Annotated in this window: 27 protein-coding genes; 25 read left to right on the forward strand and 2 right to left on the reverse strand. The window is 31.1% G+C overall.

The window, feature by feature from the left end; all coding sequences use genetic code 11:
* Positions 1–588 (reverse strand): molybdopterin-binding domain-containing protein (locus AC30RD_RS00360; protein WP_489492130.1); only part of this gene is annotated, 588 nt, incomplete at its 3' end.
* Between the two features lie 79 nt (positions 589–667).
* Here AC30RD_RS00360 and AC30RD_RS00365 point away from each other — a divergent pair.
* The 25 genes from AC30RD_RS00365 to AC30RD_RS00485 all read left to right on the forward strand — a co-directional run bounded on the left by AC30RD_RS00365 (position 668) and on the right by AC30RD_RS00485 (position 24,944).
* The gene (locus tag AC30RD_RS00365; RefSeq protein WP_489492131.1) at positions 668–1,081 is read left to right on the forward strand and encodes a hypothetical protein; all 414 of its coding nucleotides are present in this window, start codon (positions 668–670) and stop codon (positions 1,079–1,081) included.
* Positions 1,081–1,749 carry a 16S rRNA (uracil(1498)-N(3))-methyltransferase gene (locus AC30RD_RS00370; protein ID WP_489492132.1) on the forward strand — a complete coding sequence of 223 codons (669 nt, stop codon included), beginning with the start codon at positions 1,081–1,083 and terminating at the stop codon, positions 1,747–1,749. The genes AC30RD_RS00365 and AC30RD_RS00370 overlap by 1 nt, the downstream gene beginning before the upstream one ends.
* Positions 1,750–1,758: 9 nt before the next feature.
* On the forward strand, positions 1,759–3,102 hold the full coding sequence (locus AC30RD_RS00375; RefSeq protein WP_489492133.1) for a hypothetical protein: 1,344 nt from the start codon (positions 1,759–1,761) through the stop codon (positions 3,100–3,102).
* A complete protein-coding gene (locus tag AC30RD_RS00380; protein WP_489492134.1) occupies positions 3,099–3,581 on the forward strand; it encodes a hypothetical protein in 483 nt (160 codons plus the stop codon). The genes AC30RD_RS00375 and AC30RD_RS00380 overlap by 4 nt, the downstream gene beginning before the upstream one ends.
* Positions 3,582–4,058: a hypothetical protein gene (locus AC30RD_RS00385; protein WP_489492135.1), complete on the forward strand. Its 477-nt coding sequence runs from the start codon at positions 3,582–3,584 to the stop codon at positions 4,056–4,058.
* On the forward strand, positions 4,034–5,548 hold the full coding sequence (locus AC30RD_RS00390; protein WP_489492136.1) for a type II secretion system protein GspD: 1,515 nt from the start codon (positions 4,034–4,036) through the stop codon (positions 5,546–5,548). The genes AC30RD_RS00385 and AC30RD_RS00390 overlap by 25 nt, the downstream gene beginning before the upstream one ends.
* Positions 5,541–6,491 carry a tetratricopeptide repeat protein gene (locus tag AC30RD_RS00395; protein WP_489492137.1) on the forward strand — a complete coding sequence of 317 codons (951 nt, stop codon included), beginning with the start codon at positions 5,541–5,543 and terminating at the stop codon, positions 6,489–6,491. The genes AC30RD_RS00390 and AC30RD_RS00395 overlap by 8 nt, the downstream gene beginning before the upstream one ends.
* Entirely contained in the window at positions 6,488–8,254 is a 1,767-nt protein-coding gene (locus AC30RD_RS00400; protein ID WP_489492138.1) for a prepilin-type N-terminal cleavage/methylation domain-containing protein, read from the forward strand. The genes AC30RD_RS00395 and AC30RD_RS00400 overlap by 4 nt, the downstream gene beginning before the upstream one ends.
* Before the next feature lie 20 nt (positions 8,255–8,274).
* A complete protein-coding gene (locus AC30RD_RS00405; protein ID WP_489492140.1) occupies positions 8,275–8,868 on the forward strand; it encodes a type II secretion system protein in 594 nt (197 codons plus the stop codon).
* Positions 8,869–8,882: 14 nt separating this feature from the next.
* A complete protein-coding gene (locus tag AC30RD_RS00410) occupies positions 8,883–10,541 on the forward strand; it encodes a GspE/PulE family protein (RefSeq protein WP_489492141.1) in 1,659 nt (552 codons plus the stop codon).
* Positions 10,541–11,755: a type II secretion system F family protein gene (locus AC30RD_RS00415; protein WP_489492142.1), complete on the forward strand. Its 1,215-nt coding sequence runs from the start codon at positions 10,541–10,543 to the stop codon at positions 11,753–11,755. The genes AC30RD_RS00410 and AC30RD_RS00415 overlap by 1 nt, the downstream gene beginning before the upstream one ends.
* Before the next feature lie 203 nt (positions 11,756–11,958).
* The gene (gene rpmE / locus AC30RD_RS00420; RefSeq protein WP_489492143.1) at positions 11,959–12,159 is read left to right on the forward strand and encodes a 50S ribosomal protein L31; all 201 of its coding nucleotides are present in this window, start codon (positions 11,959–11,961) and stop codon (positions 12,157–12,159) included.
* A gap of 1 nt (position 12,160) precedes the next feature.
* Entirely contained in the window at positions 12,161–12,979 is an 819-nt protein-coding gene (rsmI, locus tag AC30RD_RS00425) for a 16S rRNA (cytidine(1402)-2'-O)-methyltransferase (protein WP_489492144.1), read from the forward strand.
* Positions 12,980–13,210: 231 nt separating this feature from the next.
* The gene (rlmB, locus tag AC30RD_RS00430; protein WP_489492145.1) at positions 13,211–13,888 is read left to right on the forward strand and encodes a 23S rRNA (guanosine(2251)-2'-O)-methyltransferase RlmB; all 678 of its coding nucleotides are present in this window, start codon (positions 13,211–13,213) and stop codon (positions 13,886–13,888) included.
* Entirely contained in the window at positions 13,888–14,733 is an 846-nt protein-coding gene (locus AC30RD_RS00435) for a hypothetical protein (RefSeq protein WP_489492146.1), read from the forward strand. Before rlmB ends, AC30RD_RS00435 begins: the two co-directional genes overlap by 1 nt.
* Positions 14,727–15,533: a hypothetical protein gene (locus AC30RD_RS00440; protein ID WP_489492147.1), complete on the forward strand. Its 807-nt coding sequence runs from the start codon at positions 14,727–14,729 to the stop codon at positions 15,531–15,533. Before AC30RD_RS00435 ends, AC30RD_RS00440 begins: the two co-directional genes overlap by 7 nt.
* A 25-nt stretch (positions 15,534–15,558) precedes the next feature.
* Positions 15,559–16,770 carry an LL-diaminopimelate aminotransferase gene (locus tag AC30RD_RS00445; protein WP_489492149.1) on the forward strand — a complete coding sequence of 404 codons (1,212 nt, stop codon included), beginning with the start codon at positions 15,559–15,561 and terminating at the stop codon, positions 16,768–16,770.
* A 10-nt stretch (positions 16,771–16,780) separates the two neighbouring features.
* Positions 16,781–18,040 carry a homoserine dehydrogenase gene (locus tag AC30RD_RS00450; protein WP_489492150.1) on the forward strand — a complete coding sequence of 420 codons (1,260 nt, stop codon included), beginning with the start codon at positions 16,781–16,783 and terminating at the stop codon, positions 18,038–18,040.
* A 75-nt stretch (positions 18,041–18,115) separates the two neighbouring features.
* A complete protein-coding gene (locus AC30RD_RS00455; RefSeq protein ID WP_489492151.1) occupies positions 18,116–20,164 on the forward strand; it encodes a molybdopterin oxidoreductase family protein in 2,049 nt (682 codons plus the stop codon).
* Complete coding sequence (locus tag AC30RD_RS00460; protein WP_489492153.1) at positions 20,165–20,491, forward strand: YraN family protein; 327 nt, start codon at positions 20,165–20,167, stop codon at positions 20,489–20,491. It begins immediately after the preceding gene.
* 149 nt (positions 20,492–20,640) lie between these two features.
* Positions 20,641–20,961 carry a thioredoxin gene (gene trxA / locus AC30RD_RS00465; RefSeq protein WP_489492154.1) on the forward strand — a complete coding sequence of 107 codons (321 nt, stop codon included), beginning with the start codon at positions 20,641–20,643 and terminating at the stop codon, positions 20,959–20,961.
* Between the two features lie 148 nt (positions 20,962–21,109).
* Positions 21,110–22,060, forward strand: a complete 951-nt coding sequence (trxB, locus tag AC30RD_RS00470) for a thioredoxin-disulfide reductase (protein ID WP_489492155.1) — start codon at positions 21,110–21,112, stop codon at positions 22,058–22,060.
* Positions 22,054–22,818 carry a 4-hydroxy-tetrahydrodipicolinate reductase gene (gene dapB / locus AC30RD_RS00475; RefSeq protein WP_489492157.1) on the forward strand — a complete coding sequence of 255 codons (765 nt, stop codon included), beginning with the start codon at positions 22,054–22,056 and terminating at the stop codon, positions 22,816–22,818. The genes trxB and dapB overlap by 7 nt, the downstream gene beginning before the upstream one ends.
* Before the next feature lie 53 nt (positions 22,819–22,871).
* The gene (gene purF / locus AC30RD_RS00480; protein ID WP_489492158.1) at positions 22,872–24,233 is read left to right on the forward strand and encodes an amidophosphoribosyltransferase; all 1,362 of its coding nucleotides are present in this window, start codon (positions 22,872–22,874) and stop codon (positions 24,231–24,233) included.
* A gap of 63 nt (positions 24,234–24,296) precedes the next feature.
* The gene (locus tag AC30RD_RS00485) at positions 24,297–24,944 is read left to right on the forward strand and encodes a ribonuclease T2 family protein (RefSeq protein ID WP_489492159.1); all 648 of its coding nucleotides are present in this window, start codon (positions 24,297–24,299) and stop codon (positions 24,942–24,944) included.
* Here the strand turns inward: AC30RD_RS00485 and mnmL are convergent, their stop codons facing one another.
* Positions 24,945–25,895, reverse strand: coding sequence for a tRNA modification radical SAM protein MnmL/YtqA (gene mnmL / locus AC30RD_RS00490; protein ID WP_489492160.1), 951 nt, complete (start codon positions 25,893–25,895; stop codon positions 24,945–24,947).
* Positions 25,896–26,007: the final 112 nt, after the last annotated feature.

A 26,007-nucleotide genomic window follows, 5' to 3' on the forward strand; every position in this document is an offset into this window, starting at 1 on the left:
GGAGTTGTATATTTGATGTGGTTTTATCTCTTCAAAATGCATCTTTAACTCTTTTCCAGTAGCAAAAACCCCCACTTTTACTTTTTTAAAAACTTTTATATAAGAGTATCCTTGACTTGCCAAAAGTCCTATTTTGTATGAATCTAAAACTTCGCCTATATTTACTATATATTCTTCTTTTTTAACATCTTCTCCGGCTTTTCTTATATTTGCATCTTTTTTTATTTTTTGTGGTAAACACACAAGATCATCTTTTATTTTTACATCTTCAAAAGGTATTACGGCTTCGCAACCTTTTGGTATTTTTGCTCCGGTCATTATCTTTATGGCAATATTTTTTTCCAATTTTATATCTTTATCTTCGCCGGCTAATATAGTATCTATCACTTTTACGCATCTATTTGCGTCGCTTAGTTTCACAGCATATCCGTCCATTGCGGAATTATCAAATCTTGGAAGATCAAATTTTGCAACAAACTCTTGTGCGCTAACTCTATTTATTGCCTCTTCAATAGGCAAAGTTTCAACTCTTTTAATAGGGTCTATTTTTTCTATTATTTGTAAACCTTCATCAATAGTTACTTTCATAAAGATCCTTTTGATATAATTTTATATAAAGGCTTCCTTCAGCCTTCAACCTTCTACCTACAATAAAAAAGGAGCGCTCTTGGAACAGATGGTTCAAATGTCTATTCATATACATATGTTTGTCGCTATTTTTTTGATTTTATCACAACTTTACTTTTTTCTTATCAAAAAAGAGGATAATTTTATAAAGTTTTCAAAAAAATTTAAAAATTTACTATTAATTCAAAACATTATCTTTGGAATGACTGCATTTACTGGTATAACGGTAATGGCGGTAACTAAGTTTACTTTATGGAATTTAGAGATATTTTTAATGATATTTTTGGCGGTTGCGATTTTGGTTCATCAAATAATTTTATATAAAAAGATAAGAGTGATTAAATCAAAAGAGTTTGATCTTCAAAAAAAGTTTAAAGAGTATGCTTCAAAGATATATCTAAGCGAGGCGGTAGCGGGAGTTGTTATCTATATATTGGCAAGGATAATAAACTAATGCAGTTTGTATATTTTGAAGAGTGCAAAAAGGAGTTTATAGAAGTAGAAGGGGAGGTTTATAACTATCTTTTTAAAGTAAGAAGAGAAAAAAAAGGAGATATAGTTCCATTTAGAAATTTAAAAGACGATTTTTTATATTATTATAAAATCGAGGATGTAACAAGAAAAAAGGCTTTTTTGTCTCTTGTAAGCAAAGAGAAAAAAGAGGTTTTGCCAAAAAGATATTTTCATCTAATATGGTGCGTTATAGACCCTAAAACCATAGAAAAAACGTTGCCTACGTTAAATGAAATAGGAGTTTCAAAAATAACCTTCGTATATTGCGATAGAAGTCAGAAAAATTTTAGATTAAAATTTGAAAAATTAAATAAAATATTGATAAATTCTTGTCAACAGTGCGGTAGAAGCAGATTAATGGAGCTTGAGGTTTTAAAAGATTTAAATGAAATTTTACTTAGGTATGATAATATAATAATTATAAATTTTCATAAAGAAAAATTAAATTGTGCCGATAATATTAAAAGAGCCCTTATTGGGCCTGAGGGTGGATTTTCGGTTAGGGAAAATAAAATGTTTCAAAATTTAAAAACAAAAGGTTTTGATACAGATATGATTTTAAAAAGCGAAAGTGCGGCAATATCTGTTTCGGCAAAAATATTATATTAAAGAGGTCATGTGAAAAAAAGCTTAGTAAGAATTAAAGAAAATTCTTTCATACTAGCAGACGTTTCAATTAAAAAGAATATTTTTAAAGTATATGAAATAAAAGAGTATGAAGATAAGGAGCTTTTTTTAAATGAAATAAAAAAAAGAAAAAATTTTTTTATATCTTTTTTGCCGAGCGAAATTATAAAAAAAGAGATTTCTATCAATAGTAATATAAAAAACAAAAATACGATTGAAAAGATTATTGAATTTAATTTAAAAAAAGATTTAAAAGAAGAGTTTATATTTAATTTTTCATTAAAAGAAAAAAATGAAATACAAAATCAAAATATCTATTTTGTTGAAGCTATAAAGAAAAAGGATATTGATAAAAATATAGTTTTTTTCCAAAATAAAAAAAATATTGAACTAATTACCACCGATTATCATTCATTACAATCTCATTATATGAAATTAGGTATTGAAGATGCCTTTATTGCAACACATATTGAAAATAATCGAATTATTTATATTGCATGTTTTGAAAAAAAGATGATTTTTTTTAGAGAAAGTAATCTTTTTATCGAAAATCCTCTTTTAAAGTCCGAAATTATCGCTTCAGATATATCTAGAACGGTTTTATTTATTAAACAGCAAAATAGAGGAATAGATTTTAAAAATCTATATATATCCGGTGATATTTATAATAATGAACAAATTTTTTATAATTTATCGGGAATAGATACGAAAATTTCTGTCCCTTTAAATTTTACAAACGATTTAAATAATGAGCAATTTTTAAATCATTTCATACTTTTAGGATTGGCTTATCTAGAGAAAAAATACAATTTTGAGCCAATTGAAATAAAAAAAGAGAAACAGTTTAATATCATTAGTAATGCCCTTTTTATTATTTTTATTTTTCCAATAATTTTTTATCTTTATATAGATTTATCTAAATATTTTGATATCTTAAAAAAAGAGGAGTTAATAAAAGAGAAAAAAGAGAGGATTTTTATTTTAGAAAAAAATTTAAAAATTTTAGATTTAAAGGATTTAGAATATTATAACGAATATATTGAGAATTTAAATAACTCCTTTCAAAAAGAGATTTTATCAGACCTTGCCGTTTTAGAGCCCCTCATTAGAGTATTAATACCAATTAAAGTTGAATCGGATGAAACAACTATTAAAGTTACTTTTTTTAAAAGATTTGATTCGTTGAACCGATTAATGAGAATAAAAAAAGAGTTTGAAAAAATTTTGGATAAAATGAAAAAAAGGGATAAAATCGTTAATAAGAGTACATTAGATTTTGAAAATTTAGAGTTCAAAGCCATTTTAGTATTAAATAGAAAAAAGAGTAAGAAATGATTCAAAAAGCGATTTTTTCAATATTTTTTGGTTTAACTATTTCGATATTATTCATTATTTTTCAAATTTTAGAGGAAAAGGATAAAGCGCTAGATAAAGAAATTTCAAAATATAATTTATTAATAAAAAAAATAAAAAACGTTTCAAATATTAATAAAAAATTATCTATTTTTATTCAAGATAATAAAATAAAAACCTTATCTTTGCAAAATGGAGAAAAAGAGATTATAAGCCTTTTTGATAAATATAAGAATAGATACGGATTAAAGATTAAAAATTATAAAAAAATGAATAACAAAATAATATTAAATCTAAATTTGGATTCTAAAATAAAAAATGTAAGCGATTCGATTAAATATGCAAATTTTTTTGAAAAAAATAGAATAGATAACGTTATTGTCATACATAAAACTTTAAAATACCAAAATGGAAATATAAAAAGCGATTTAGATTTTATTATTCCTTTTAAAGGGGAATAGGTGAAAATATATATTGATTTTAAACAGATATTATTACTTTTGACACCTTTTTTTATTTTCGGTTTGATATATTTTTTTAGTTATGAAATTAAAGAAGAGGCAAAAAAGTATTTTTTTTATGAAAAAGAAGCACCTTTACATGTTCAAATAAAAGAAAATATAGCAAGAAGATATGTTATATTAAGCAATAATTTAAATAATTATGAAATATTAAAAAAGTTTGATAGTAACAATGTAAATTTGGCAAAAAAAATTTTTAAACCTATTAATGAAAATGAAGAAAAGTATAAAAGTAGCGGCAACTTTATTTTGAAATACACGGTTATAGGTAATGGTAAAAAAAGAGCTTATTTAAATAATAAACTTGTTAAAATCGGAGATAAAATAGATGGCATAACCATATTGGATATTAGAAACAAAAGAGTAAAAATAAAAACAGATGAAGGTGTAAAATGGATAAATATATTAAAACGGTAATATATTTTTTATTAATAGTCTTATTTTGGGGCTGTGCGGTAAAAACAGAGGAAATAAATAAACCTAAAACGATGCAGGAAAGATTTAGACTCGATTTTAATAAAGAAAAATCGAAAACTAATACGTCTCCGCCGCCTATAGTGTTACCATCTCCATATAAAAGGCCCTCTCCTTTTGAAAACCGATATTTTACATTTTCTGCTGTTGATGCTCCTTTAGCTAAGCTTTTATATTCTATTGCGGAAGCTGCAGGATTAAATTTAGTTATAGATAAGGAAATAGATGTAAATAGACCAATCACGATAACCTTAACAAAAGCACCGCTAAAAAAAGCTTTAGAAACTGTTATGGAGCTTTCGGGATGCTATTATGAGGTAAAAGGAAATATTTTATATATCAAGCTAAATATTACTAAAATATTCAAATTACCTTATATTCATACAAACTCATCTTTTACCTCGAAATTGGGAGGAGATGTTTTAGGATCAAATAGTTCAAGTGGAGGTGGAAGCTCGGGAGGTTCATCAAACAACCAAAATTTAAGTGGAGATTTTTCGTTGGATTACGAAAATCCAAAAGAATCAAACGATTTTTATGCTCAGATTGAAGAAAATATAAAAGCTTTGATATCTGAAAACGGAAAATACACTTTAAATAAATTTACTGGAACTTTAATAGTACATGATCGGAAAGAAAATGTAGATAGAATAGAAAAATTAATAAAAACTATATTAAATCAATCAAGCAAAGGGGTTTTAATAGAGGCTAAGATTTTAGAAGTTATTTTAAATAAAGGGCGTCAGCTCGGGATAGATTGGAATTATGTATTTAACAACTTTGCGAATGAAGGAACTTTGGAATTTGCTCAAACATTAGGTTTAAGCGGTGCCATTGCTGGTAGTATAAAATTTACCGGGGAAAATTTAAATTTGCTTTTACAAGCATTAAAAACCTCTGGAGATGTTCAAACGCTATCAAATCCTAGAATTAGAGTTTTAAGCGGGCAGAGTGCTTTGATACTCTCTGGAGACATCGTTCCTTTTTGGGAAAAAGAGGTTGAATATACCGCGGTATCATCTGGATCTACCACTTCCGTAGTTCCTGAAATAACATATACTAGAAGAGACGTTTTAGAAGGCATATCCATGGGAGTTACTCCTATCGTGAAAGATGATGGGACAATTTTATTAAATATTGTCCCAGTATCCACTTATATAGAAGAAATAATAACTTTTGAAGATAACGGTGAAGTAGTGGCTAAAGCTCCAAAACTAAATATAAAGGAGGCTGGAACCGTTGTAAAGGCAAAAGATGGGGATTTGATAATTATTGGCGGATTAATTAGCGATATGGATATAAAAACTACCGAAGAAGTGCCAGGATTTTCAAACTTGCCGATTTTCGGTAAATTTTTTATAAAACAGGACAATATTAAAACAAAAAAAGAGTTGGTAATTCTTTTAAAGCTGAAAGTAGTCAAGAATGATTAAAAATTTTTTAATTTTTTTAATTTTTTTTTGTACTATTTTTGCAAGTGAAGAAATAGACATAAAAGAACAAAAAGATATTTTAAATATTAAAAATGTCTATACTATTCAATTGTATACTGCTGTTAATTTATCTTCTACAAAGAGGTTTGCAAATAGACTTCCAAAAGATATTTTTAAAAAAAGCTTTATCATAAAAATAGGAAAATATTATGTAGTAAGATATGACATAAATTCAAATTTTTATGAAATAAAAAAAAATTTAAAATATATTAAAAATTTAGGTTATAGTGATGCCTTTATAGTAAAAATGAAAAGAAGCAGATTTTTAAACCGTATAAAATTGGCAAAAGAGTCTAAAGAAGTTAAAACTAGAAGAAAAAAATTTACTCGAAACGAAATCACGTTTATTTTATCGGAGGCGGATAGATATTTTAATGAGAATAAATATGAAAAGAGTTTAAACGAGTATTTAAAGATATATAGAATTGGCAAACATAGTGATTCGGTAATCATCAATATCTCTTATTTAATGGGTAAAACTAAAAAATATTATGAATTTAGCAACTTTATTAAATTGATAGAAAAAAAAGAGCCGTTAATATATGCTTTTTGTATTGGTGTAATAGAGGAAAAAAGAATTGATATAGCCAAAGATATTTTATTAAAAAATTTAAATTTTTCTGAAGACGGTTTTTTAGAGCTATTATTGGGATATATATTTGAAAAAGAAAATAATACTAAGATCGCTTTTGATTTTTATGAAGAGGCGTATAAAAAAAATAATAACAATCCATATTTTATATACGCTTACGCTAGAAGCTTGGATTTTTTAAGGAAATATAAAGAGGCTTTAAAATATTATAAAAAAATATTAGATTTTCCCGATAATAAAATTGTTAAGTTAATAAAAAAAAGAATTAACCAATTAGAGGCGATTAAATGAGAAAAGCATTTACATTAATTGAGCTTGCTATCGTTCTTGTAATAGTTGGACTCCTGCTTGGAGGAGGAATGGGAATATTTTCGTTACTAGTGAAAAGAAGTAAAATAATAGAAACAAAAGACAATCTCAAAGCAAATGTTGAAGCTGTTGTTAGTTACGCTACTTCTTATGATAGGTTGCCTTCAAATAGTGAGTTTAAAAATGTTGTAAAAACTATAAAAGATAGTTGGGGAAAAGATTTTGGATATATAGCTGATAGTAATCTTTTAAATAACAACTCTATATGCGAAAGAAAAACAACGAATATTATTTTAAAAAGATGTAAAGATAATACTTGTTCCACTATTACGCAAAAGGTTAATGATATTGCTTTTATTATTTTTAGCGGAGGGGCTAATTATAATATACAAACATCAATAGATACTTCCGTCAATCCAAATGAGATAAAAATATACGAACCAAGTATAAAAGTAGATGATAATTCTACAGATATAAATAGGGTAGAAGAGTACGATGATATTGTAGAATGGGTAACATTAAACGATTTAAGGGTAAAGGCAGGATGTAAAGGTTCCCAAATAAATATTGTAAATAACGAATTACCTTACGGTTACGTAAATAATGATTATAATGCGACTATTTATGCTAGTGGAGGCATTCCTTTTAGTAGCGGTGGAAAGTATAAATGGTGTTATGAAGGAGATTTGCCTTTAGGGCTGTCTTCTACTCCATCATACAAATCTAACGATTGTTTAAATGATGACGAATCCTTATGGGAGCAAAGTGATAATTTTTCTATTTTTGGCTCACCAACATCTCAAGGAACGTATAATATCAAAATCTATGTTAGAGACGACAATGATCAAAACGGAAATAATGACAATGTAACTTCAAAATCTTTTGTAATAACGATAAATCCGCAAACATCCAGTAATAATTCTAGTAACGGTCCAAATGGTGCCCAAATAAGTTTTGCGGAAGATTTGTCTGAATTTAATGAAGCTGAAGGTGATCCAAACGCTATACAAACCGATACTCAAGATAACACTCTTTTATTAGGTGGAGGGGTGTATGGGAGTAAAGGATATGGATGCTTTTGGTATCCTGAAAATAAAATATTGGCAAATAAAACTATGAGAGCATTTTTTAATTTTAAATTCGCTTTAATTGATACTTCAAGGGATAGTAGAAGATATGCGGATGGTTTTACGTTTGCTTTGATGACAGGTAAAAACGATACCGATGTATGTGGGGGTGCTGGAAGTGATATGGGGTATAATAGACTACCCGGAGACAGTATAGCGGTTGAGTTTGATAATTATCCAAGTATTTGGGGGCAAAATGATCCTTTTCCATATAATCATACAGCAATTTTAATTAGTGAAAAACAGGGAAACAATTATCACGGAACTAAATTAAATCCACCATGTAGTAGCGGCAAAGGATGTTATCACACGTCTAATGTCACATGGTTAGAAGATGGGGTAACACATAGTGTAAGGGTTGAAATACATACCAATTATTCTGACAATAATTGTGAAGATCAAAAAAAAAACGGAAAATTTGCTAAAATGGAAGTTTGGGTTGATTGCGAAAATTGTGATGATTTAACAAAAGATTATGAAGAAAAAGAATCTACGATATCACATTGCTTTGAGTTGTCCAAAGATTTAAAAGAGGTAAAAATTGGCTTTACCGAAGGAACATGGGGTTCAACTCAATATGTTGAGATATCAAATTTTGGAATAGGTTTTTATGATTAACTTTATTTTAAGGAGGTAATATGAAAAGACGCGGATTTACATTGGTTGAGTTGGCAATTGTGCTAGTAATTATAGGGCTTATATTAGGTGCTGTGCTCAAGGGCAAAGCTATGATTGACAACGCAAAATTAAAAAGAGTCAAAAACGATGTAAACGGTATAGTTGCGGCGGTATATGCTTATCAAGATAAATTTGGTTTTTATCCAGGTGATGATCCAAATGATAGAACGAGTGATTTAGGAGCAACTGATTGTACAGGTGGAAACGGTGATGGCCTTTTCCAATACTGGGTAAATCACAATGAGTCAATTTGTGCATGGCAAGAGTTGATAGGAGCAGGTTTTATCGGAGGAGATTCTAGTTTGCATGATGAAAATCTTGTTCCAAAAAGATCCCCTTTTGGAGGAAGATATCTTTTTAGATATGCAAATATTATAAATGGAAGCGGTGTTAGCGGAAATTATATATATGTACAAAATATCCCGACAGATGCGATTGAAACCTTAGATAGACAGTATGATGACGGAAAGTATAATTCTGGCGATATACAATCAAATGTAGATTATACTCAAAACTCAAATGCTTATGCAGATATTTATTGGTTTGCATTTTAACAAATTGGAAAAATATGATAAATAAACCAATCGGTAGGTTATTAGAAGAGCTTGGCTATATAAACGAAGAACAGATAAAGGTTGCTTTGGATGTGCAAAAAGCGCATCCAAAGTTACTTGGCGAGATTTTACAAGAACTTGATTTCGTAACTTCTGACGAGATAGCAAGAGCTATCGCAATTCAATCGAGGCTAGATTATATTGATTTGGATACTGTTGTTCCCGATGAAGAAGCTTTAAGACTTGTTCCTAAAGATTTTGCTATTTCATCTCCTATTTTGCCTCTCCAATTAAAAGAAAATGCCGTTTTAGTCGTAGCTGTTGAAAATCCAAATGATTTAAATATATTGGATTTTCTTTCAAAAACCACAAAAAAACAGATAAAATTTGTAATTAGCGATAAAAATAAAATCGCTAAATATGCACAACTATTTTATTATCAGCTTGAAAATCCGATTGAAAAAAGAATAGAAGATATTATAAAAAAAGCTGCATCCGGCGAAGAGATAGATATAGTTGCTTTTGTAGATCTTATTTTACAAAACGGCGTAAAAGATAAAGCTACCGATATACATATAACTCCAGAAGAGTATACTACCCATGTATTTTATCGTATTGATGGAGTTTTAAACCATTATTATGCGGTTCCTAAAGAGTTTCATCCCGCAATAGTTTCTAGGATAAAAATATTATCTTCTTTAAATATTGCTGAACAGAGAATTCCTCAAGATGGAAGTTTTTCATTTAGCTTTTTAGAAACCGATTATGATGTTAGGGTTTCGACGCTTCCTACAAATCATGGCGAAAATATAGTACTTAGACTTTTAACAAAAAACGCCTCATTATTTAATATATTTAATTTGGGTTTTGAAGAAGATTATATAAAAAAAATAGAATACTATTTTTCTAAACCTTTTGGCATAATTTTGGTAACAGGGCCTACGGGTAGCGGGAAAACAACAACGCTTTATTCGGCTCTTAGAAAGATTAATTCATTAGAAAAAAATGTTTTAACGGTTGAAGATCCTATTGAATATAGATTTACATTTATTAAACAGTCTCAAGTAAATGTAAAAGCAGGTTATACATTTGCAACTGCAATAAAAACTTTTATGCGTCAAGATCCAGATGTCATGCTCGTTGGTGAAATAAGAGATGAAGAAACTGCGGAGCTTGCCGTTAGAGCATCAATTACTGGCCATCTTGTTTTATCTACATTGCATACGAATGATGCTGTTAGCACCATTTCGAGACTTGAAGATTTAGGCTTAAAATCATATATGATTTCTGAAGGTCTTTTACTGGTTATATCTCAAAGACTTGTTAGGAGATTATGTAATTTTTGTAAAAGAGAGATAGAAATAAAAAAAGATGAATTAAAAAAATACAATTTTAGCGAAAAAGAGTTAGAAAAATTTGATGAAACTTTAAAGATATTTGAAAAAGTCGGATGCGAACATTGTAGATTTACAGGATATAGCGGTAGAGTTTCGATTGCTGAATTTTTGGAGGTAGACAAAGATATTAAAGAGATGATAATTTCTGGTAAAAGTTCTTTGGAAATTGAAAATTTGGCAAGAAAAAAGGGAATGAGATCATTAAGAACCGATGCATTGATAAAAATATTAAAAGGAATAACTTCTCTTGAAGAGTTAAAGCGGGTTGTTGGCTAATGATTTATATAGTTGAAAAAATTGATTCTAGCGGAAAAAAAATTAAAGAGATAGTTTACGCAGAAAACATAGAAGATATTTTTAAAAAAATCGAATATGAGCATTCTATTCCTATAAATATTTTTCAATTACCAAGTTATCTATCTTTTTTTGCTAAATTTTTTTTAAAAAAAAGAATTAAAAAAGAGGAAATTATTGAGGTATTAGAAAATTTGCATTTAGTTATTAAATCTGGAATGCCTATACAATCCGGAATGGAAGATATCGCAAAAGAGACTCAAAATAAGGATTTAAAAGAGATATTAAATAAAATTTCTATGGAAGTTAAGGAAGGATCCTCTCTATCATTGGCGGTAAGCAAATATGAGAAAATTTTTACTCCAACCATTGTAAATCTTATAAAAATAGGTGAGGCAACCGGAGAATTACAAGACACTCTTAAAAAAGGTTCAGAATTTTTAAAAAGAATAGAAAATATTAAAAAAAAGGCAAAACAAGCTTTAATTTATCCAAGTTTTGCATTTTTAGCTATTTTTGGTGCGATGTTAGTATGGATATTGTATGTATTGCCAAAAATTATAGAAACTTTCAAGGAGATGAATATAGAGCTTCCTTGGATAACTAAAGCAGTAATCTCTTTTTCCAATTTTATGCAAGAATATATTTTATTGGTTGCGGCGATTATATTTTTAATGATTTTTATTTTTAAACTGCTTTTATCAAAAAGCTACAAATTTAGATATAAATTTAGCCAATTTTTATTAAAAGTTCCCATTCTTTCAAAATTTATCCAATATTTTAATATAGCTTTTTTTTCAGAATATTTAAGATTATCGGTAGCTTCTGGTCTTCCAATATTTGATGCCTTAAAAACTTTGCAAGAAAATATTAAAAACGAAGTTTTTAAAAAACATATAAAAGATGCAATTGATAAAATAGCAAAAGGTAGTAGAATTTCTGATGCCTTAAAAGAAAGCAACCTTTATACTCCTTTTACCATTAGAATGATAGCTATGGGTGAAGAGAGCGGAGAGCTTGAGTCTCAGCTAAAATATATTTCAGATTTTTATTATGAAAAAGTCGATTTTATGGCTCAAAATGTCGCAAAATTTATCGAACCTATAGTAATAATAGTACTTGGATTATTTATGGCAGTTATAATGTTGGCACTTTTTGGACCAGTTTATGATCTTGTTTCAAAAGTTTCTGCTTAAAAATAGATATTAAATTGAAATAAAAATATTTTTTTGTTATAATGCTTATTCCCCTCCCCCTATGTAGCAGCAGGCTCTATTATAGGGTCTGCTGTGAAATTTCAAATTAATTGTCTTTTTTTATTGAAATAAAAAAAAAATTAAGATAAAATTCGCTTCCTAAATAATTAAATAAGAAATCTAATAAAAATTAAGGATATAAAATGAAAAAGGGAATTCATCCAGAATATGTAGAATGTGAAGTTACATGTGCATGCGGTAACCATTTTGTTGTAATGTCAAATAAGCCCCAATTAAAAATAGATATATGCAACAAATGCCACCCTTTCTTTACCGGCAGTGAAAAGATAGTAGATACCACCGGCCGCGTTGAGAAATTTAAGAAGAAGTTCGGCATAAAATAGTTTGCTAATACTTCTGCCAACTCCCATCGGAAACTTAGAAGATATAACCATAAGGGCTCTTAAAGCCCTTGAAAACGCCGATATTTTTTTGTGCGAAGATACAAGAGTTACTAAAAAACTATTAAATCTATTAAAAGAAAAGTTTTCGATAACTATCAAATCTTCCAAATTTATCTCTTTTCATGAACATAATCAATATGAATTTTTAAACTCCATAACTCCCTCTTTTTTTGATAAAGTTGTAGTCTATGTAAGCGATGCGGGTATGCCGGGCATCAGCGATCCTGGAGCCTCTTTAGTTAAATATTGCCAAAAAAACTCTATCAAATATGAAGTATTGCCAGGACCAAGTGCGGCAATTACGGCGTTTGTTGCAAGCGGTTTTGAAGAGGGAAAATTTACTTTTTATGGATTTTTACCTCACAAAGGAAAAGAAAGAGAAGAGAGTTTAAATGAGATTTTAAATAATAAACATATATCGATTTTGTATGAAGCTCCCCATAGAATATTAAAATTATTGGAAGAGATCTCAAAAAAAGAACCAAACAAAAAACTATTTTTAGCAAAAGAGCTAACCAAAAAATACCAAAAATTTTATAAAGATACAGCCCAAAATTTAGTGCAAATCTTAAAAAAAGAAAATATAAAAGGCGAATGGGTAGTAGTAGTTTCTTCTCAAAAAAAGCCAGAATATAATCCATCTTTAGTTGATGATATTTTAAAACTAGATATCCCAAAGAAGCAAAAGGCCAAACTCCTATCAAAGATCACTCCCAAAAGTGCAAAAGAGTGGTATGAAGAGTTAATTGAAGATAGTTAATCAACTTCGAAGTCCGACTTCGAACTTTTATATATTCCGACTTTATAAAGGAATTTACGCTATTAGTTAACTTCGAAGTCGGACTTCGAAGTTTTAGGAAGTTATCTAAAAGCAATATTTCATGCTTATAGCCTAATTTTTATTTTCCATTGCCTAGTTTTAAATTTCCAATATCTAATCTCCAATCTTCTTTTAACCTTTCAATAAGTAATAAAAAGATAAAATCAGCTTATGATAGTATACGGTAAGCAGATTTTTTTATATATTTTAGATAGACATCCAGATATTATTAAAAGGTTTTTTTTCTCAAAAAAAATAGATGAAAAACTTTTTAAAAGAGTTAGCAAACTTGGAGTAAAAATATTAAATATCGACAATAAAAAAGCCCAAAGTTTGGCTCGGGGTGGAAACCATCAAGGCTTTTTGATAGAGATAGAAGATTTTGAATTTTACGATTTAAAGGATGTGAAAGATAAAGATTTTATCGTAGTTTTGTATTCGATAACCGATGTAGGAAATATGGGCTCGATCGTTAGAACGGCTTACGCCCTTGGAGCGGATGCATTGGTATTTTGCGGAGTAAAAAATATAAAAATCGAAAGTATCATAAGAACCAGCAGTGGTGCAGCGCTTGATCTTCCATTGATAAAATATTTTAATGTTTATGATCTTGTAAATGAATTAAAAATTTGCGGTTTTGAGATAAGTGTCGCTACCTTGAATGGAGAAGATGTAAGAGAGAGTAGATTTGGTAAAAAAAGGGTATTGATTTTAGGAAGCGAGGGAGAGGGAATACCCGCAAAACTTGAAAAAAAGTGCGACAAAAGAGTTAAAATAGTTATGGAAAGAGATTTTGATTCTCTAAACGTTAGCGCAGCGGCGGCTATACTTTGTGACAGGATGAGATAATGAGCGATTTTGAGAAACTCAAAGAAAAAGATATAGAAGAGATATATCATAAAACCTATATTGCCAGAAAATATATAAAAGCTTTACTTGAAAAGGATTTTTCTAAATTTGACAGATTAAAAGCCCTCGGTTTTGTCAAAATATTGGAAAGAGAGTTTGATTATGATTTGAGCGATTTGAAAAAGGATATTGACGAATATTTTGCAAAAAAGAGTTTAATAACCTCTAAAGATGAAAAAATAGAAGATGAATCTATAAAAAATCTAAATATCAAAAAGAAAAAAGAGAGCAAAATTTTACCAATTTTAGCTATTGTCATATTTGGTTTGTTTTTGATTATTTATTTTATGGATTTTTCCAAAAAAGAGACAAAAGAGATAAAAAAAGAGAAAAAAGAGCAGTTTTTTGAAAAAAAAGAGCAAAATTTAACCAAAGATTTAGTCGCAAAAGAGAGCAAAATCGTTAAAAAAGAGAATAACATAACAAAAGAGAGTAATGTAGAAAAAAATGATGAAAATATCACTTTAGAAAAAGAGGATTTAAAAGCTCAAGTTGAACAAATAAATCCAATGATAACGATAGTTCCAAAACAAAAGGTTTGGGTAGGTATTGTTTATCTTGATGATTACTCTAAAAAAAGCTTTATAACTTCAAATCCTATAGAATTAAATACTTCAAGAGATCAGCTAATAGTAACTGGACATGGAAATATCGATATTGAAATAGACGGCAACGTGACAAACTATACCCAAAAAGGAAAACTTAGATTTCTTTATAGAGCAAAAGAGTTGGAAAAAATTGATAAAGAGACCTTTTTAAAATACAACAGGGGTAAAAATTGGTAAGATTGTTACTTCTGTTTTTTATCATAATAAATCTTTACGGCGATAAATTGGAAGAGTCTGTAAAAAGTTTGGTAAGTGAGCAGACCTATCAAAGACATTATAAACTAATAAAAAAAATTTTTCAAAACTCTCAAGATTATTATGTAACTCCAAATAAAATAGATATATTAAAAGTTATAAAAAATTTAAAAGAAAACGGACTTTTAAATCTTTTTTTCGATACCCCCAAAAAAAATATCATTACCTTTAAAACAAACTCAAATCCTCTCTTTTTTATGAAAATCGTAGAAGATAATTTAAGAAATATGGGATATTCTCTTTTTTTTACAAAAAGTGTCGATTATGATGAGATTTTTGAATGGAAAATAGATTTTGTTTCCGAATATACCTTAGACCCTGAGCTTTTTGCAAAATTTTTGCAACAAAACGGTTGTGAAATAATAGAGATAAAAAGAGTAAGCGATACGGAGTGGGAATATTTTATAAATATAGACAATGCTTATATAAACGCAAAAAAACTTATATTGAAGGAAAAAATTAGATTAAAAAGGCCGATGAGCGAATATTGGCTAAATGTAAGTGTAGGTAAAAAGATATCCATAGCAAGTTTTGGAGGAAATAGATGGTATCCCAAAATCACCATATTTGATAAAAATTTAAATATTTTAAAGGTTTATAAAAAAGATGAAAAAACCGATTGGATTGTTTTTTATTTGCCCCAAAACGCATATTATATTAAAATTTCAGACTTATATACCCTAAGTAACTTAAAATATGGACTTAGGGTGACGCTTGAGTGATTTTTATAATCTATAAAGGGAAAAGATGTTTGACGAGATAAGATTTAATAAAATAGAGAGACTTCCTAAATATGTTTTTGCCGCTGTTAATGAGATCAAAATGGCCGCAAGAAGAGCGGGAGAGGATATTATAGATTTTAGCATGGGAAACCCTGACGGTCCGGCGCCAAAACCAATCATCGATAAACTCATAGAAGCGGCTAAAAAACCAAAAAATCATGGATATAGCGCAAGTAAAGGAATATATAAACTAAGACTTGCCATTTGCAACTGGTATGAAAGAAGATATTCTGTGGCTCTTGATCCTGAAACCGAGGCGGTAGCCACTATGGGAAGCAAAGAGGGGTATGTGCATTTAGTTCACGCCGTGACAAATCCGGGAGACGTAGCTATAGTTCCGGGACCTACATATCCTATACACTCTTACGCTTTTATTTTGGCCGGAGGAAGCGTTCACAATTTTAAGCTCGATTTTGATGAGTTTTTTGAGGTTGATGAGGAGAAGTTTTTTAAAAATCTTCATCACGCTTTAAATGACGCTTTTCCTAAACCAAAATTTTTGGTAGTAAACTTTCCTCACAATCCATCTACGGCAACGGTTACAAAAGAGTTTTACAAAGAGCTAGTAAAAATTGCCAAAAAAGAGAGATTTTATATTATTAGCGATATTGCGTATGCTGATTTAACCTATGATGGATATAAAACTCCTTCCATATTGGAGATAGAGGGCGCAAAAGATGTGGCCGTAGAGAGTTTTACACTCTCTAAAAGCTACAATATGGCTGGATGGAGAGTTGGTTTTATGGTAGGAAACAAAAGGCTTGTAGGTGCTTTACAAAAGATTAAAAGCTGGATAGATTATGGGATGTTTACCCCTATTCAGATTGCCGCTACCGTAGCGTTAGATTATCATGAGGATGAGGTAGAAAAGATTAGACTAAAATATGAAAAAAGAAGAGACGTTTTAGTTGAAAGTTTCAATAAAGCCGGCTGGGAGATAGCAAAACCAAAAGCTACGATGTTTGTATGGGCTAAAATTCCCAAAAAATTTGAAAATATTGGAAGTTTGGAATTTAGCAAAAAACTCTTAACAGACGCGAAAGTTGCCGTAAGTCCCGGTGTGGGATTTGGAGAGTATGGCGAAGGATGGGTGAGAATAGCATTAATAGAAAATGAAAAAAGAATTCGCCAAGCCGCAAGAAATATAAAAAAATTTTTAAAAGATAATAAATCTTAAAAGGGATGATATGGTAAAAGTAGGAATTGTAGGAGTTGGAACCGTTGGAGAGAGCGTTGTAAAAATTTTGCAAAAAAATAAAGATATAATAAATGCAAGAAGCGGCAAAAATATAGTTGTAGTAAAAGGAGCCGTAAGAGATCTTTCAAAAAAAAGAGAAGTTGACATTCCTCTAACGGATAATCCCTATGAAATAACGGACGATCCCGATATCGATATAGTTGTAGAGCTAATGGGCGGGATAGATGAGGCTTATGAGGTGGTTAAAAGGGCTTTGCAAAACAAAAAAGCCGTAGTGACCGCAAATAAAGCACTTTTAGCCTATCATAGATATGAGCTACAAAAATTGGCCGATGATCTTCCCTTTGAGTTTGAAGCGAGCGTTGCTGGGGGAATACCTATAATAAAAGCTTTAAAAGAGGGATTGAGCGCAAACCATATAGAAGCCATAAAAGGGATTATGAACGGAACATGTAACTATATTTTGACGAAAATGGCAAAAGAGGGAGCTGACTTTAAAGATGTTTTAAAAGAGGCTCAAGAACTTGGATACGCAGAAGCTGATCCCACTTTTGACGTTGAAGGGTTTGATGCGGCCCATAAGCTTCTTATTTTGGCAAGTATAGCTTACGGGATAGACGCAAAACCAGAAGATATATTAATAGAGGGAATTACTAAAATAAACAGTTTGGATTTTTCATTTGCAAAAGAGTTTGGATATACCATCAAGCTTTTGGCGATAGCTAAGAAAAATGACAATAAAGTAGAGTTAAGAGTGCATCCTGTATTAATCTCAAAAGATGAGATGATAGCAAAAGTTGATGGAGTTATGAACGGAGTTAGCGTTATTGGCGACTTTGTGGGAGAAACATTATATTATGGTCCGGGAGCCGGCGGTGACGCAACCGCAAGTGCCGTTGTTTCAAATATTATAGATATCGCAAGGGGAGGAAAATGCTCTCCAATGCTTGGATTTAAAAAGCCTCTTGAGAGTGGAATGGAGCTATTGAATAAAGATGAGATCAAATCAAAATATTATCTTAGGATATTGGTAGAGGATAGACCGGGAGTTTTAGCAAAGATAGCAAAACTATTTGGAGAAAACTTTATATCTATAGAGTCCATGCTTCAAAAGCCAAAACATAAATCCTTTGCAAACCTTCTTTTATCAACCCATTTTTGTTTGGAAAAGGATATTCAAAAGGCTTTAAAAGAGCTTGAAAATTTTGATTTTGTAAATGAAAAACCTTTTATGATGAGAATAGAATAAAATTAATTATAACTTTTAACGATTTGTCATCTTCAATTGGTTAATATTTAAAAAATTTATATGTAGGAAATCGTCGTGTCACAGCAAATAATAGACTCAGTTTGCACATATTGCGGTGTTGGATGTGATATAAGCGCGAAAATTGAAGATGGACAAATCATAGAAATTTTTGCAAAAGATGAGGGAGTCGTTAGCAGGGGTAAGCTTTGTATAAAGGGTAAACTTGGATATGAATATCTATATAGTCCAAATAGAATAAAAGATGCTTTAATAAGTAAAGAGTTTTTAGAAAAAAATCCTAAAATTTTTGAAAATTATAAAAATTATCTATCGGCTTATAATGAGGATTTTTTTAAAATTCCTTATGAAAAAGCCTACGATATAGTGGCTATGAAATTAAAAGATATAGAGCCAGACTCCTTTGCGGCTATTGGAGGCGCTAGGACAAGCTGTGAGAGCGGATATTTTTTCCAAAAATTTGCAAGAGAGGTTATCGGATCTTTCAATGTAGATAATTGTGCAAGAGTTTGTCACTCTCCAAGTTTAAGGGGATTAAGAGCTACTATAGGGGAGGGTGCTGCGTCAAATCCATTTGACGATATTTTCAAAACCCAAAACATTTTAGTAATAGGATCAAATACCACCGAAGCCCATCCAATTGTCGCAAACAGGATACTACAAGCCCTAAAGAGCGGCGTAAAATTGTCAGTAATTGATGTAAGAGAGATAACTTTGTCAAAATTTGCCAACAATCATCTATCTATTCCTTATGAAACAAATCTTTTAGTTTTAAATATGATAGCTAAAACCATTTTAAAAAATGGATGGGAAGATAAAGAATTTATCGAAAAAAGAACCAAAAATTTCACCGAATACAAAAATTTAATATTAAAAGACGATACGGCTGAGGCCGAGCTTTTTTCTCATATAAGAGGATATGAGGATTTGCCAAAAAAGATTGAACAGATCGCATACGATCTATCCCATAAAAAAAGTTTGATTTTATGGGGGTTGGGAGTTACTGAGCATATTGACGGAAGTAGTGCCGTTATGGCTATCGCAAATCTTGCGTTATTAACTGGAAATATAGGCAAAAGGGGAGCTGGGCTTATGCCCCTTCGTGGACAAAACAATGTTCAGGGCACGTGTGATATGGGGATGCTTCCATACTATCTGCCAGACTATAAGAGTCCAAAAAAGATAGGTTTAATGACTCCCGATATCATAGATGCTGTTTTACAGGGGAAAATAAAGGCCATTTTTAATATGGGAGAAGATATAGCCCACATACATCCAAACCAAAATAAAATTCATAAAGCTTTAAAAAAGCTGGATTTTTTAGTAGTTAACGAGCTTTTTTTAAACGAAATAACAAAATATGCACATATTGTTTTTGGTGTTAAAAGCGGATATGAAAAGACCGGAGTATATATAAACGCAGAAAGAAGACTACATCTATCAACCCCACTGATAAAATGCGATCTTCCCGATGATTGGGAAGTGCTAAACGAGATCTCAAAAAGACTCGGGTTTGATTTTGGTTATAAAAGTTCAAAAGATGTTTGGGAAGAGGTTACAAAAGTAGCAAAGGATAGATTTAGCGGAGCAAGTTATGAAAAATTAAAAAAAGATCCATTAAGAGGACTTCAGTGGCCGGTTTTTGAAGAAAAAGATACCGAGATTTTGCATACAAAAGAGTTTAGAACAAAAGATGGATACGGTTATTTTAGATATAACTCTTATAAATTAAGAGGAATGTTAAAAGAGCTCATAAATAAAAAAGATATACATTTTTATCTAACTACCGGTAGAATTATCACTCATTATAACAACGCCGTTCAAACAAAAGAGTGTGCCAGCCTTTACAAAAGACATAAAGAGGATATTTTATTTGTTAGCGAGAGGGATAGAGCCTATTTTGAAGGAAAAGATAAAGTTATATTGGTATCAAAATATGGAAAAAGCAAACCTTTAAAGATAAGGTTTACAAAAAGTTTAAAAAGAGGCACTCTGTATGTCTCTTTTCATCACGCAAAAAGCCATATAAACTATCTTTTTGGAGACGAGGCCGATGAATTTGTCAAAACAGCTAGATTTAAATCCATAAAAGTCAAAGTAGAATAGATGAGCAAAAAATTGGGGAAATTGGCCGAGGATTTGGCGGTTGAGTTTTTAAAAAAACAAAATTTTAAAATTGTTGAGAGAAATTTTTATTCAAAATTTGGTGAAATAGATATAATCGCTTTTAAAGAAGAAGTTTTACATTTTATCGAAGTAAAAAGCGGTAAAAATTTTGCCCCGGTTTATAATATCACTTTTGATAAACTAAGAAAAATCATAAAAACGGCTAACTATTTTCTTATGAAAAACTCCTTTTTTGGCGATTATCAAATAGACGCTATAATAATAAAAAATGACGAAATAGAGCTAATAGAAAATATCACTTTTTAAAATCAGATATTTTATATCCTAATAATATTTAAAGATTTAAATTTGTATAATAAAGCTGTTTACACTCGTAAACATTTAAGAGTATCTTTTTTTAGCAGAAAATCTGCTTTGCTCTTTGAAAAACTATTTTTTATTTAAAGGAGAAGAATATGGGAAAATATATCGAGTTAAACGCGTCAAATTTTGATGAAACGGTTAAAGAGGGCGTAGTTTTAGTAGATTTTTGGGCGCCTTGGTGTGGGCCTTGTAGAATGATAGCGCCGATTATTGACGAGTTGGCCGAAGAATACGAAGGAAAGGCAAAAATCTGTAAAGTAAATACCGATGAAGAGCAAGATATCGCCATAAGATACGGTATTAGATCTATACCTACTATTTTGTTTTTCAAAGATGGACAGCTTGTAGATCAGATGGTAGGTGCTGCAAGCAAAGATGTGTTCAAGCAAAAACTTGACGCTCTTCTTAGCTAACGGATGCGGGCTTTGCCCGCATTGAAATTAAAATCGTTGAGTGGTTTAGTTATTCGGTAGCGCTAAACCACTCAACGATTTTAATAATATTAACTACTAAAAAACTTAACCGTTTTAACCGCTAAACAAAAATTATCAAAGGAATAAAATGCTTGATTTGGCAATCATTGGGGGAGGACCAGCCGGTTTAACCGCGGGGCTTTATGCTACAAGAGGCGGTTTGAAAAATGTTGTAATGTTTGAAAAAGGGATGCCGGGAGGCCAAATAACACAATCGAGCGAAATAGAGAATTATCCTGGAGTATGCGAAGTAGTAAGCGGTATGGAGCTGATGGAATGCTGGCCTAAACAGTGTATGAAATTTGGATTAAAGCATGAGATGAAAGAGGTAAAAAGAGTAACAAGAGAGTGTAACGGTATCTTTTTACTAGAACTTGCCGATAACGAAAAAATCCAAGCAAAAGCTGTGATAATAGCCACGGGAAGTACTCCCAAAAAAGCCGGTTTTGAAGGTGAAGATGAGTTTTTTGGCAAAGGAGTTAGCACTTGCGCTACTTGTGATGGCTTTTTTTACAAAGATAAAGAGGTAGCGGTTTTAGGTGGTGGAGATACTGCACTTGAAGAGGCTATCTATCTTTCCAATATCTGCAAAAAAGTTTATCTTATCCATAGAAGAGAGAGTTTCAAAGCCGCTCCGGCAACTGTAGAGAGAGTTAAAAAAAGTCCAAATATAGAGCTTATTTTAAACGCTACTATAAAAAAGGCTTACGGCAACGAAATGGGGCTTGAAGGGTTGATTATAATCCAAAAGGATAAAGAGTTTGATTTAAAGGTTCCTGGGGTTTTTGTTTTTGTAGGAATGAATGTTAACAATGAAGTTTTAAAACAAAAAGATGGCTCTTTTTTATGTAGCGTAAATCATTGGGGAGAAGTAAAAGTTGATCTTAGAATGAGAACGGATATTCCGGGACTTTTTGCAGCAGGAGATATAAGAGAGTTTGCCTCAAAACAGGTAGTTTGCGCAGCAGGCGATGGGGCCACGGCTGCAATTAACGCAATAGACTATATTGAAAAAATAGGAGAGTTAAGACCATGTTAAATATTGGGATTTATGGTGGAAGCGGTAGAGTAGGAAGACTTTTGATTAAAAATTTGCAAAAGGATAAAGAGGCAAAAGTTTCTTGTGTTCATGTTTTAGAAGGGATAGATATAGATGTTGAAGGTGCAGTTATAACAAACGATATAGATACTTTGTTAAATGAGAGCGATGTAGTTATCGATTTTACTCTTCCTCAAGGAACCGAAGCGCTTATTGAAAAGGCGCTAGAGATTTCAAAGCCTATAGTTAGCGGAACAACCGGCTTAAATGAACATCAATTAAATCTGCTTAAAGAGGCTTCAAAAAAGATGCCTATACTTTATGCAACCAATATGTCTTTGGGAGTCGCTCTTTTAAATAGACTCGTAGAGATCGCTTCTAAAAAACTTAGAGATTTTGATATAGAGATCGTTGAGATGCACCACAGATATAAAAAAGACGCTCCAAGCGGAACCGCTTTGACTTTAGCCCAATATGCCGCAAAAGCAAGAGGTTTGGATCTTAATAAAGTTAGAGTTAGCGGAAGAGACGGAAATATAGGAGAAAGAAGCAAAGACGAAATTGGAGTATTTGCTTTAAGAGGAGGAGATATAGTAGGACGTCATACGGTAGGTTTTTATAATGACGGTGAATTTCTTGAACTAAATCATACCGCTACAAGTAGAGATACTTTTGCCAAAGGCGCTATAAAAGCGGCTAAATGGATAATATCTCAAGAAGCCGGATTTTATACTATTTATGATTGTCTTGGAATTTAGTTTTTGTTGAATGTATGAATTTTAACTATTAAACAAACAAAAAGGAAGAAAAGTTGTTTTCATTAAACGAAAAATGTTCCGTTATCGGCGTTTTTAATATACCTAATGCCGCAAAATACGCATATTATGGACTTTTTTCCCTCCAACACAGAGGACAGGAGGCCGCTGGTATTGCCACAAGTGACGGGGAGAGGATCTATCTAACCAAAGGTAGAGGACTTGTAACTCAGGTTTTTGACGAAAAAAAGCTTCAAAACCTTATAGGCGATAGCGCCGTTGGTCATACAAGATACTCAACCGCGGGTGAAGAGTCGATTTTGGATGCTCAGCCTATATTTGCAAGATACGATCTTGGTCAAATAGCCGTGGTTCATAACGGAAATTTAACAAACTCAAAAGAGGTTAGAAAAAATCTAATAAAAGAGGGGGCGATTTTCCAAACTTTTATGGATACGGAAAATCTTATACATCTTATTGCCAAAAGCAACAAAGAGCATCTATATGATAGGATAATAGATTCTGTAAAGCAGATAGAAGGCGCTTATTCTATGATATTTTTAAGCAGGAAAAAGATGTTTGCTATAAGAGATCCTCACGGCTTTAGGCCTTTATCTTTAGCTAAACTTGGCGATGGATACGTAGTTGCCAGCGAAACCTGCGCTTTTGATTTGATAGGGGCAAAATATATAAGAGATATTAAACCCGGAGAAATGGTTGTTTTTGAAAAAGATAAAGAGCCAAAAAGCATACAGGTATTTGAGCCCACGCCCCATAAATGTATTTTTGAGTTTATCTATTTTGCAAGACCAGATAGTTACATTTTTGGAAAAAGTGTATATAAAGCTAGAAAAGCCATGGGAAGAGAGCTTGCAAGAGAGTTTCCAGTAGATGCTGATATGGTGGTTCCGGTTCCAGATAGCGGACTTGCCGCGGCTATTGGATATTCTGAAGAGAGCAAAATACCTTTTGAACTTGGAATCATAAGAAATCATTATGTTGGAAGAACTTTTATAGAACCTACACAAGAGATAAGAGATCTTAAAGTAAAGATGAAATTAAATCCAATCAAAGAGCTTATAAAAGGAAAAAGATTGGTGGTTATCGATGATAGTATCGTTAGAGGAACTACAAGTAAAAAGATAGTAAATATTTTAAAAGAGGCAGGTGCTAAAGAGGTGCATATGAGAATAAGTTCCCCTCCCACTACAGGACCCTGTTTTTACGGCGTAGATACTCCAAGTAAAGATGAGCTAATAGCATCAAGTATGGAGATAGAAAAAATAAGAGAGTATATTGGAGCCGACTCTTTGGCATATTTAACAATTGACGGGCTTTTAAGAAGCGTAGGCAACGATCTTAGTTACTGTATGGGATGTTTTGATGGAAACTATCCCGTTCCAAATAAAAACGATTGAATCCTTTTAAAGATTATAAATTGAGCAAAATTTAATTTTTAAAATACTTGATAAAAGGCTAATATGAAAAAGCTGATTTTATTGACTTTTTTTTCTCTTTTATTGGTTGCTGGAGAATATAAACTGGCAATTGAGTGGTTTCCGTCAGTGTGCAAAGTGAAAGATTTTAAGGCATGCAAAAGGGATTATCCTTTTTGGCGAGAAAATTTTACTCTTCACGGCCTTTGGCCAAAAAAAGTTTATTGCAAAGTTTCTCAAAGAGAAAAGATTTTGGATAAAAAAGGCAAATGGGAAAAATTAAACGTAAAACTCCCTCCAAAACTTGCTATTATGGTCGCTATGTATATGCCAGGATATTTATCTTCTTTACATAAGCATGAGTGGATAAAACATGGAACTTGCTATGGTAAGGATATACAGAGCTATTTTTTAGATTCTATTACGCTTGTATCGCAGATTAATAACTCAAAAGTAAAGGATTTTTTTATAAAAAATAGAGGAAAATTAGTTCAAACCGCAAAAATTAGAAAGATATTTGAAGATGAGTTTGGAAACGGAAAAAATGTAAAGTTTATATGTGAAGATGGATATCTAACCGAAATTAGGATAAATTTAAAGGGAGAAATATCGCCTGTTGCACCTCTTTATGATCTGATGGTGCACGCAAAACCTCAAAAGATAGGATGCAAAAAAGGAAAAATAGCAAGATGACTAATATATAAACCCCTCTTTTTTAAGCTCTTTTCTTATTTGGTTTAATAATAGGTTTTTATCTTTACACCATTTTGGAGCCAAAAGTGTCTCATCATCAACTCCGGCGGTTATCCTTTGGACAACCATATCTTTTGGTAACATTTTTATGGCTTTTATAAGGGTTTTAATATACTGCTCTTTGGAGATGGGAACAAATCTTTTTTTATAAAAATCAACGGCTAAAGCCGTATTTTTTACTACGTATAAAGGATGAATCTTAATTGAGTCAACTTCCCACTCTATCGCTTTTTCCACGGTTTTTAACATCATTTCTTCATTTTCGCCGGGAAGTCCAAATATCACATGGGCACAAACTTTTAATCCATACTCTTTTGTCTTTTTTATCCAGATTTCCATATTTTTACTATCGTGACCTCTATTTATCTTTTTTAATGTTTCGTCATATACGGATTGGATGCCGTATTCTACCCATATCTCATGATTTTTATTTAGCTCTTTTAAATATTTCAAAACATCTTCGTTTACGCTATCGCTTCTTGTGCCAATGCTTAGACCGATGGAGTCTTCTAAACTTAGAGCTTTTTCATATAAAGCTTTTAATGTATCAATAGGTGCGTATGTGTTAGTAAAAGCTTGAAAATAGGCTAAAAATTTTTTATATCCCAATTTTTTATATCTGTTTTTAGTTGCGTTATATTGAAATTCTATCTCTTTTAACTGTTTATGAAGTATAGGATTGTTTTTTGAGTCGGGATTTAAAAAAAATTTTTTGCTGTTTTTTGGGAGGTTTGGACTAAAAGATTCGTTTTCGCAAAAAGTGCATCCACCTTTAGCGACTCTTCCGTCGATGTTTGGACAAGTAAAACCCGAAATCCCAAGAGGTATCTTTTTTACTTTTGTATTTAATAATTTTTTATAATATCTGCCAAAAGTTAAAATCTTTTGCAAAAACTCCCCCAGATTTTTTAAAAAGGAAAATACCATTTTCAAAAACGTTTGTCAAGAGAGCAAGCGCAAAGCGAAGCTTTAGGAAGTAAACTGCTTTACTTCCGTGCGCTTG

The organism is Nitrosophilus sp. (assembly GCF_982775275.1).

Excerpts from the sequence above, each read along its gene's own strand:
- AC30RD_RS00370 (WP_489492132.1), top strand. The coding sequence starts at position 1,081 with ATGCAGTTTGTATATTTTGAAGAGTGCAAAAAGGAGTTTATAGAAGTA.
- AC30RD_RS00380 (WP_489492134.1), top strand. The coding sequence starts at position 3,099 with ATGATTCAAAAAGCGATTTTTTCAATATTTTTTGGTTTAACTATTTCG.
- AC30RD_RS00390 (WP_489492136.1), top strand. The coding sequence starts at position 4,034 with ATGGATAAATATATTAAAACGGTAATATATTTTTTATTAATAGTCTTA.
- AC30RD_RS00395 (WP_489492137.1), top strand. The coding sequence starts at position 5,541 with ATGATTAAAAATTTTTTAATTTTTTTAATTTTTTTTTGTACTATTTTT.
- AC30RD_RS00400 (WP_489492138.1), top strand. The coding sequence starts at position 6,488 with ATGAGAAAAGCATTTACATTAATTGAGCTTGCTATCGTTCTTGTAATA.
- AC30RD_RS00405 (WP_489492140.1), top strand. The coding sequence starts at position 8,275 with ATGAAAAGACGCGGATTTACATTGGTTGAGTTGGCAATTGTGCTAGTA.
- AC30RD_RS00410 (WP_489492141.1), top strand. The coding sequence starts at position 8,883 with ATGATAAATAAACCAATCGGTAGGTTATTAGAAGAGCTTGGCTATATA.
- AC30RD_RS00415 (WP_489492142.1), top strand. The coding sequence starts at position 10,541 with ATGATTTATATAGTTGAAAAAATTGATTCTAGCGGAAAAAAAATTAAA.
- rpmE (WP_489492143.1), top strand. The coding sequence starts at position 11,959 with ATGAAAAAGGGAATTCATCCAGAATATGTAGAATGTGAAGTTACATGT.
- rlmB (WP_489492145.1), top strand. The coding sequence starts at position 13,211 with ATGATAGTATACGGTAAGCAGATTTTTTTATATATTTTAGATAGACAT.
- AC30RD_RS00435 (WP_489492146.1), top strand. The coding sequence starts at position 13,888 with ATGAGCGATTTTGAGAAACTCAAAGAAAAAGATATAGAAGAGATATAT.
- AC30RD_RS00445 (WP_489492149.1), top strand. The coding sequence starts at position 15,559 with ATGTTTGACGAGATAAGATTTAATAAAATAGAGAGACTTCCTAAATAT.
- AC30RD_RS00450 (WP_489492150.1), top strand. The coding sequence starts at position 16,781 with ATGGTAAAAGTAGGAATTGTAGGAGTTGGAACCGTTGGAGAGAGCGTT.
- AC30RD_RS00460 (WP_489492153.1), top strand. The coding sequence starts at position 20,165 with ATGAGCAAAAAATTGGGGAAATTGGCCGAGGATTTGGCGGTTGAGTTT.
- trxA (WP_489492154.1), top strand. The coding sequence starts at position 20,641 with ATGGGAAAATATATCGAGTTAAACGCGTCAAATTTTGATGAAACGGTT.
- trxB (WP_489492155.1), top strand. The coding sequence starts at position 21,110 with ATGCTTGATTTGGCAATCATTGGGGGAGGACCAGCCGGTTTAACCGCG.
- dapB (WP_489492157.1), top strand. The coding sequence starts at position 22,054 with ATGTTAAATATTGGGATTTATGGTGGAAGCGGTAGAGTAGGAAGACTT.
- AC30RD_RS00485 (WP_489492159.1), top strand. The coding sequence starts at position 24,297 with ATGAAAAAGCTGATTTTATTGACTTTTTTTTCTCTTTTATTGGTTGCT.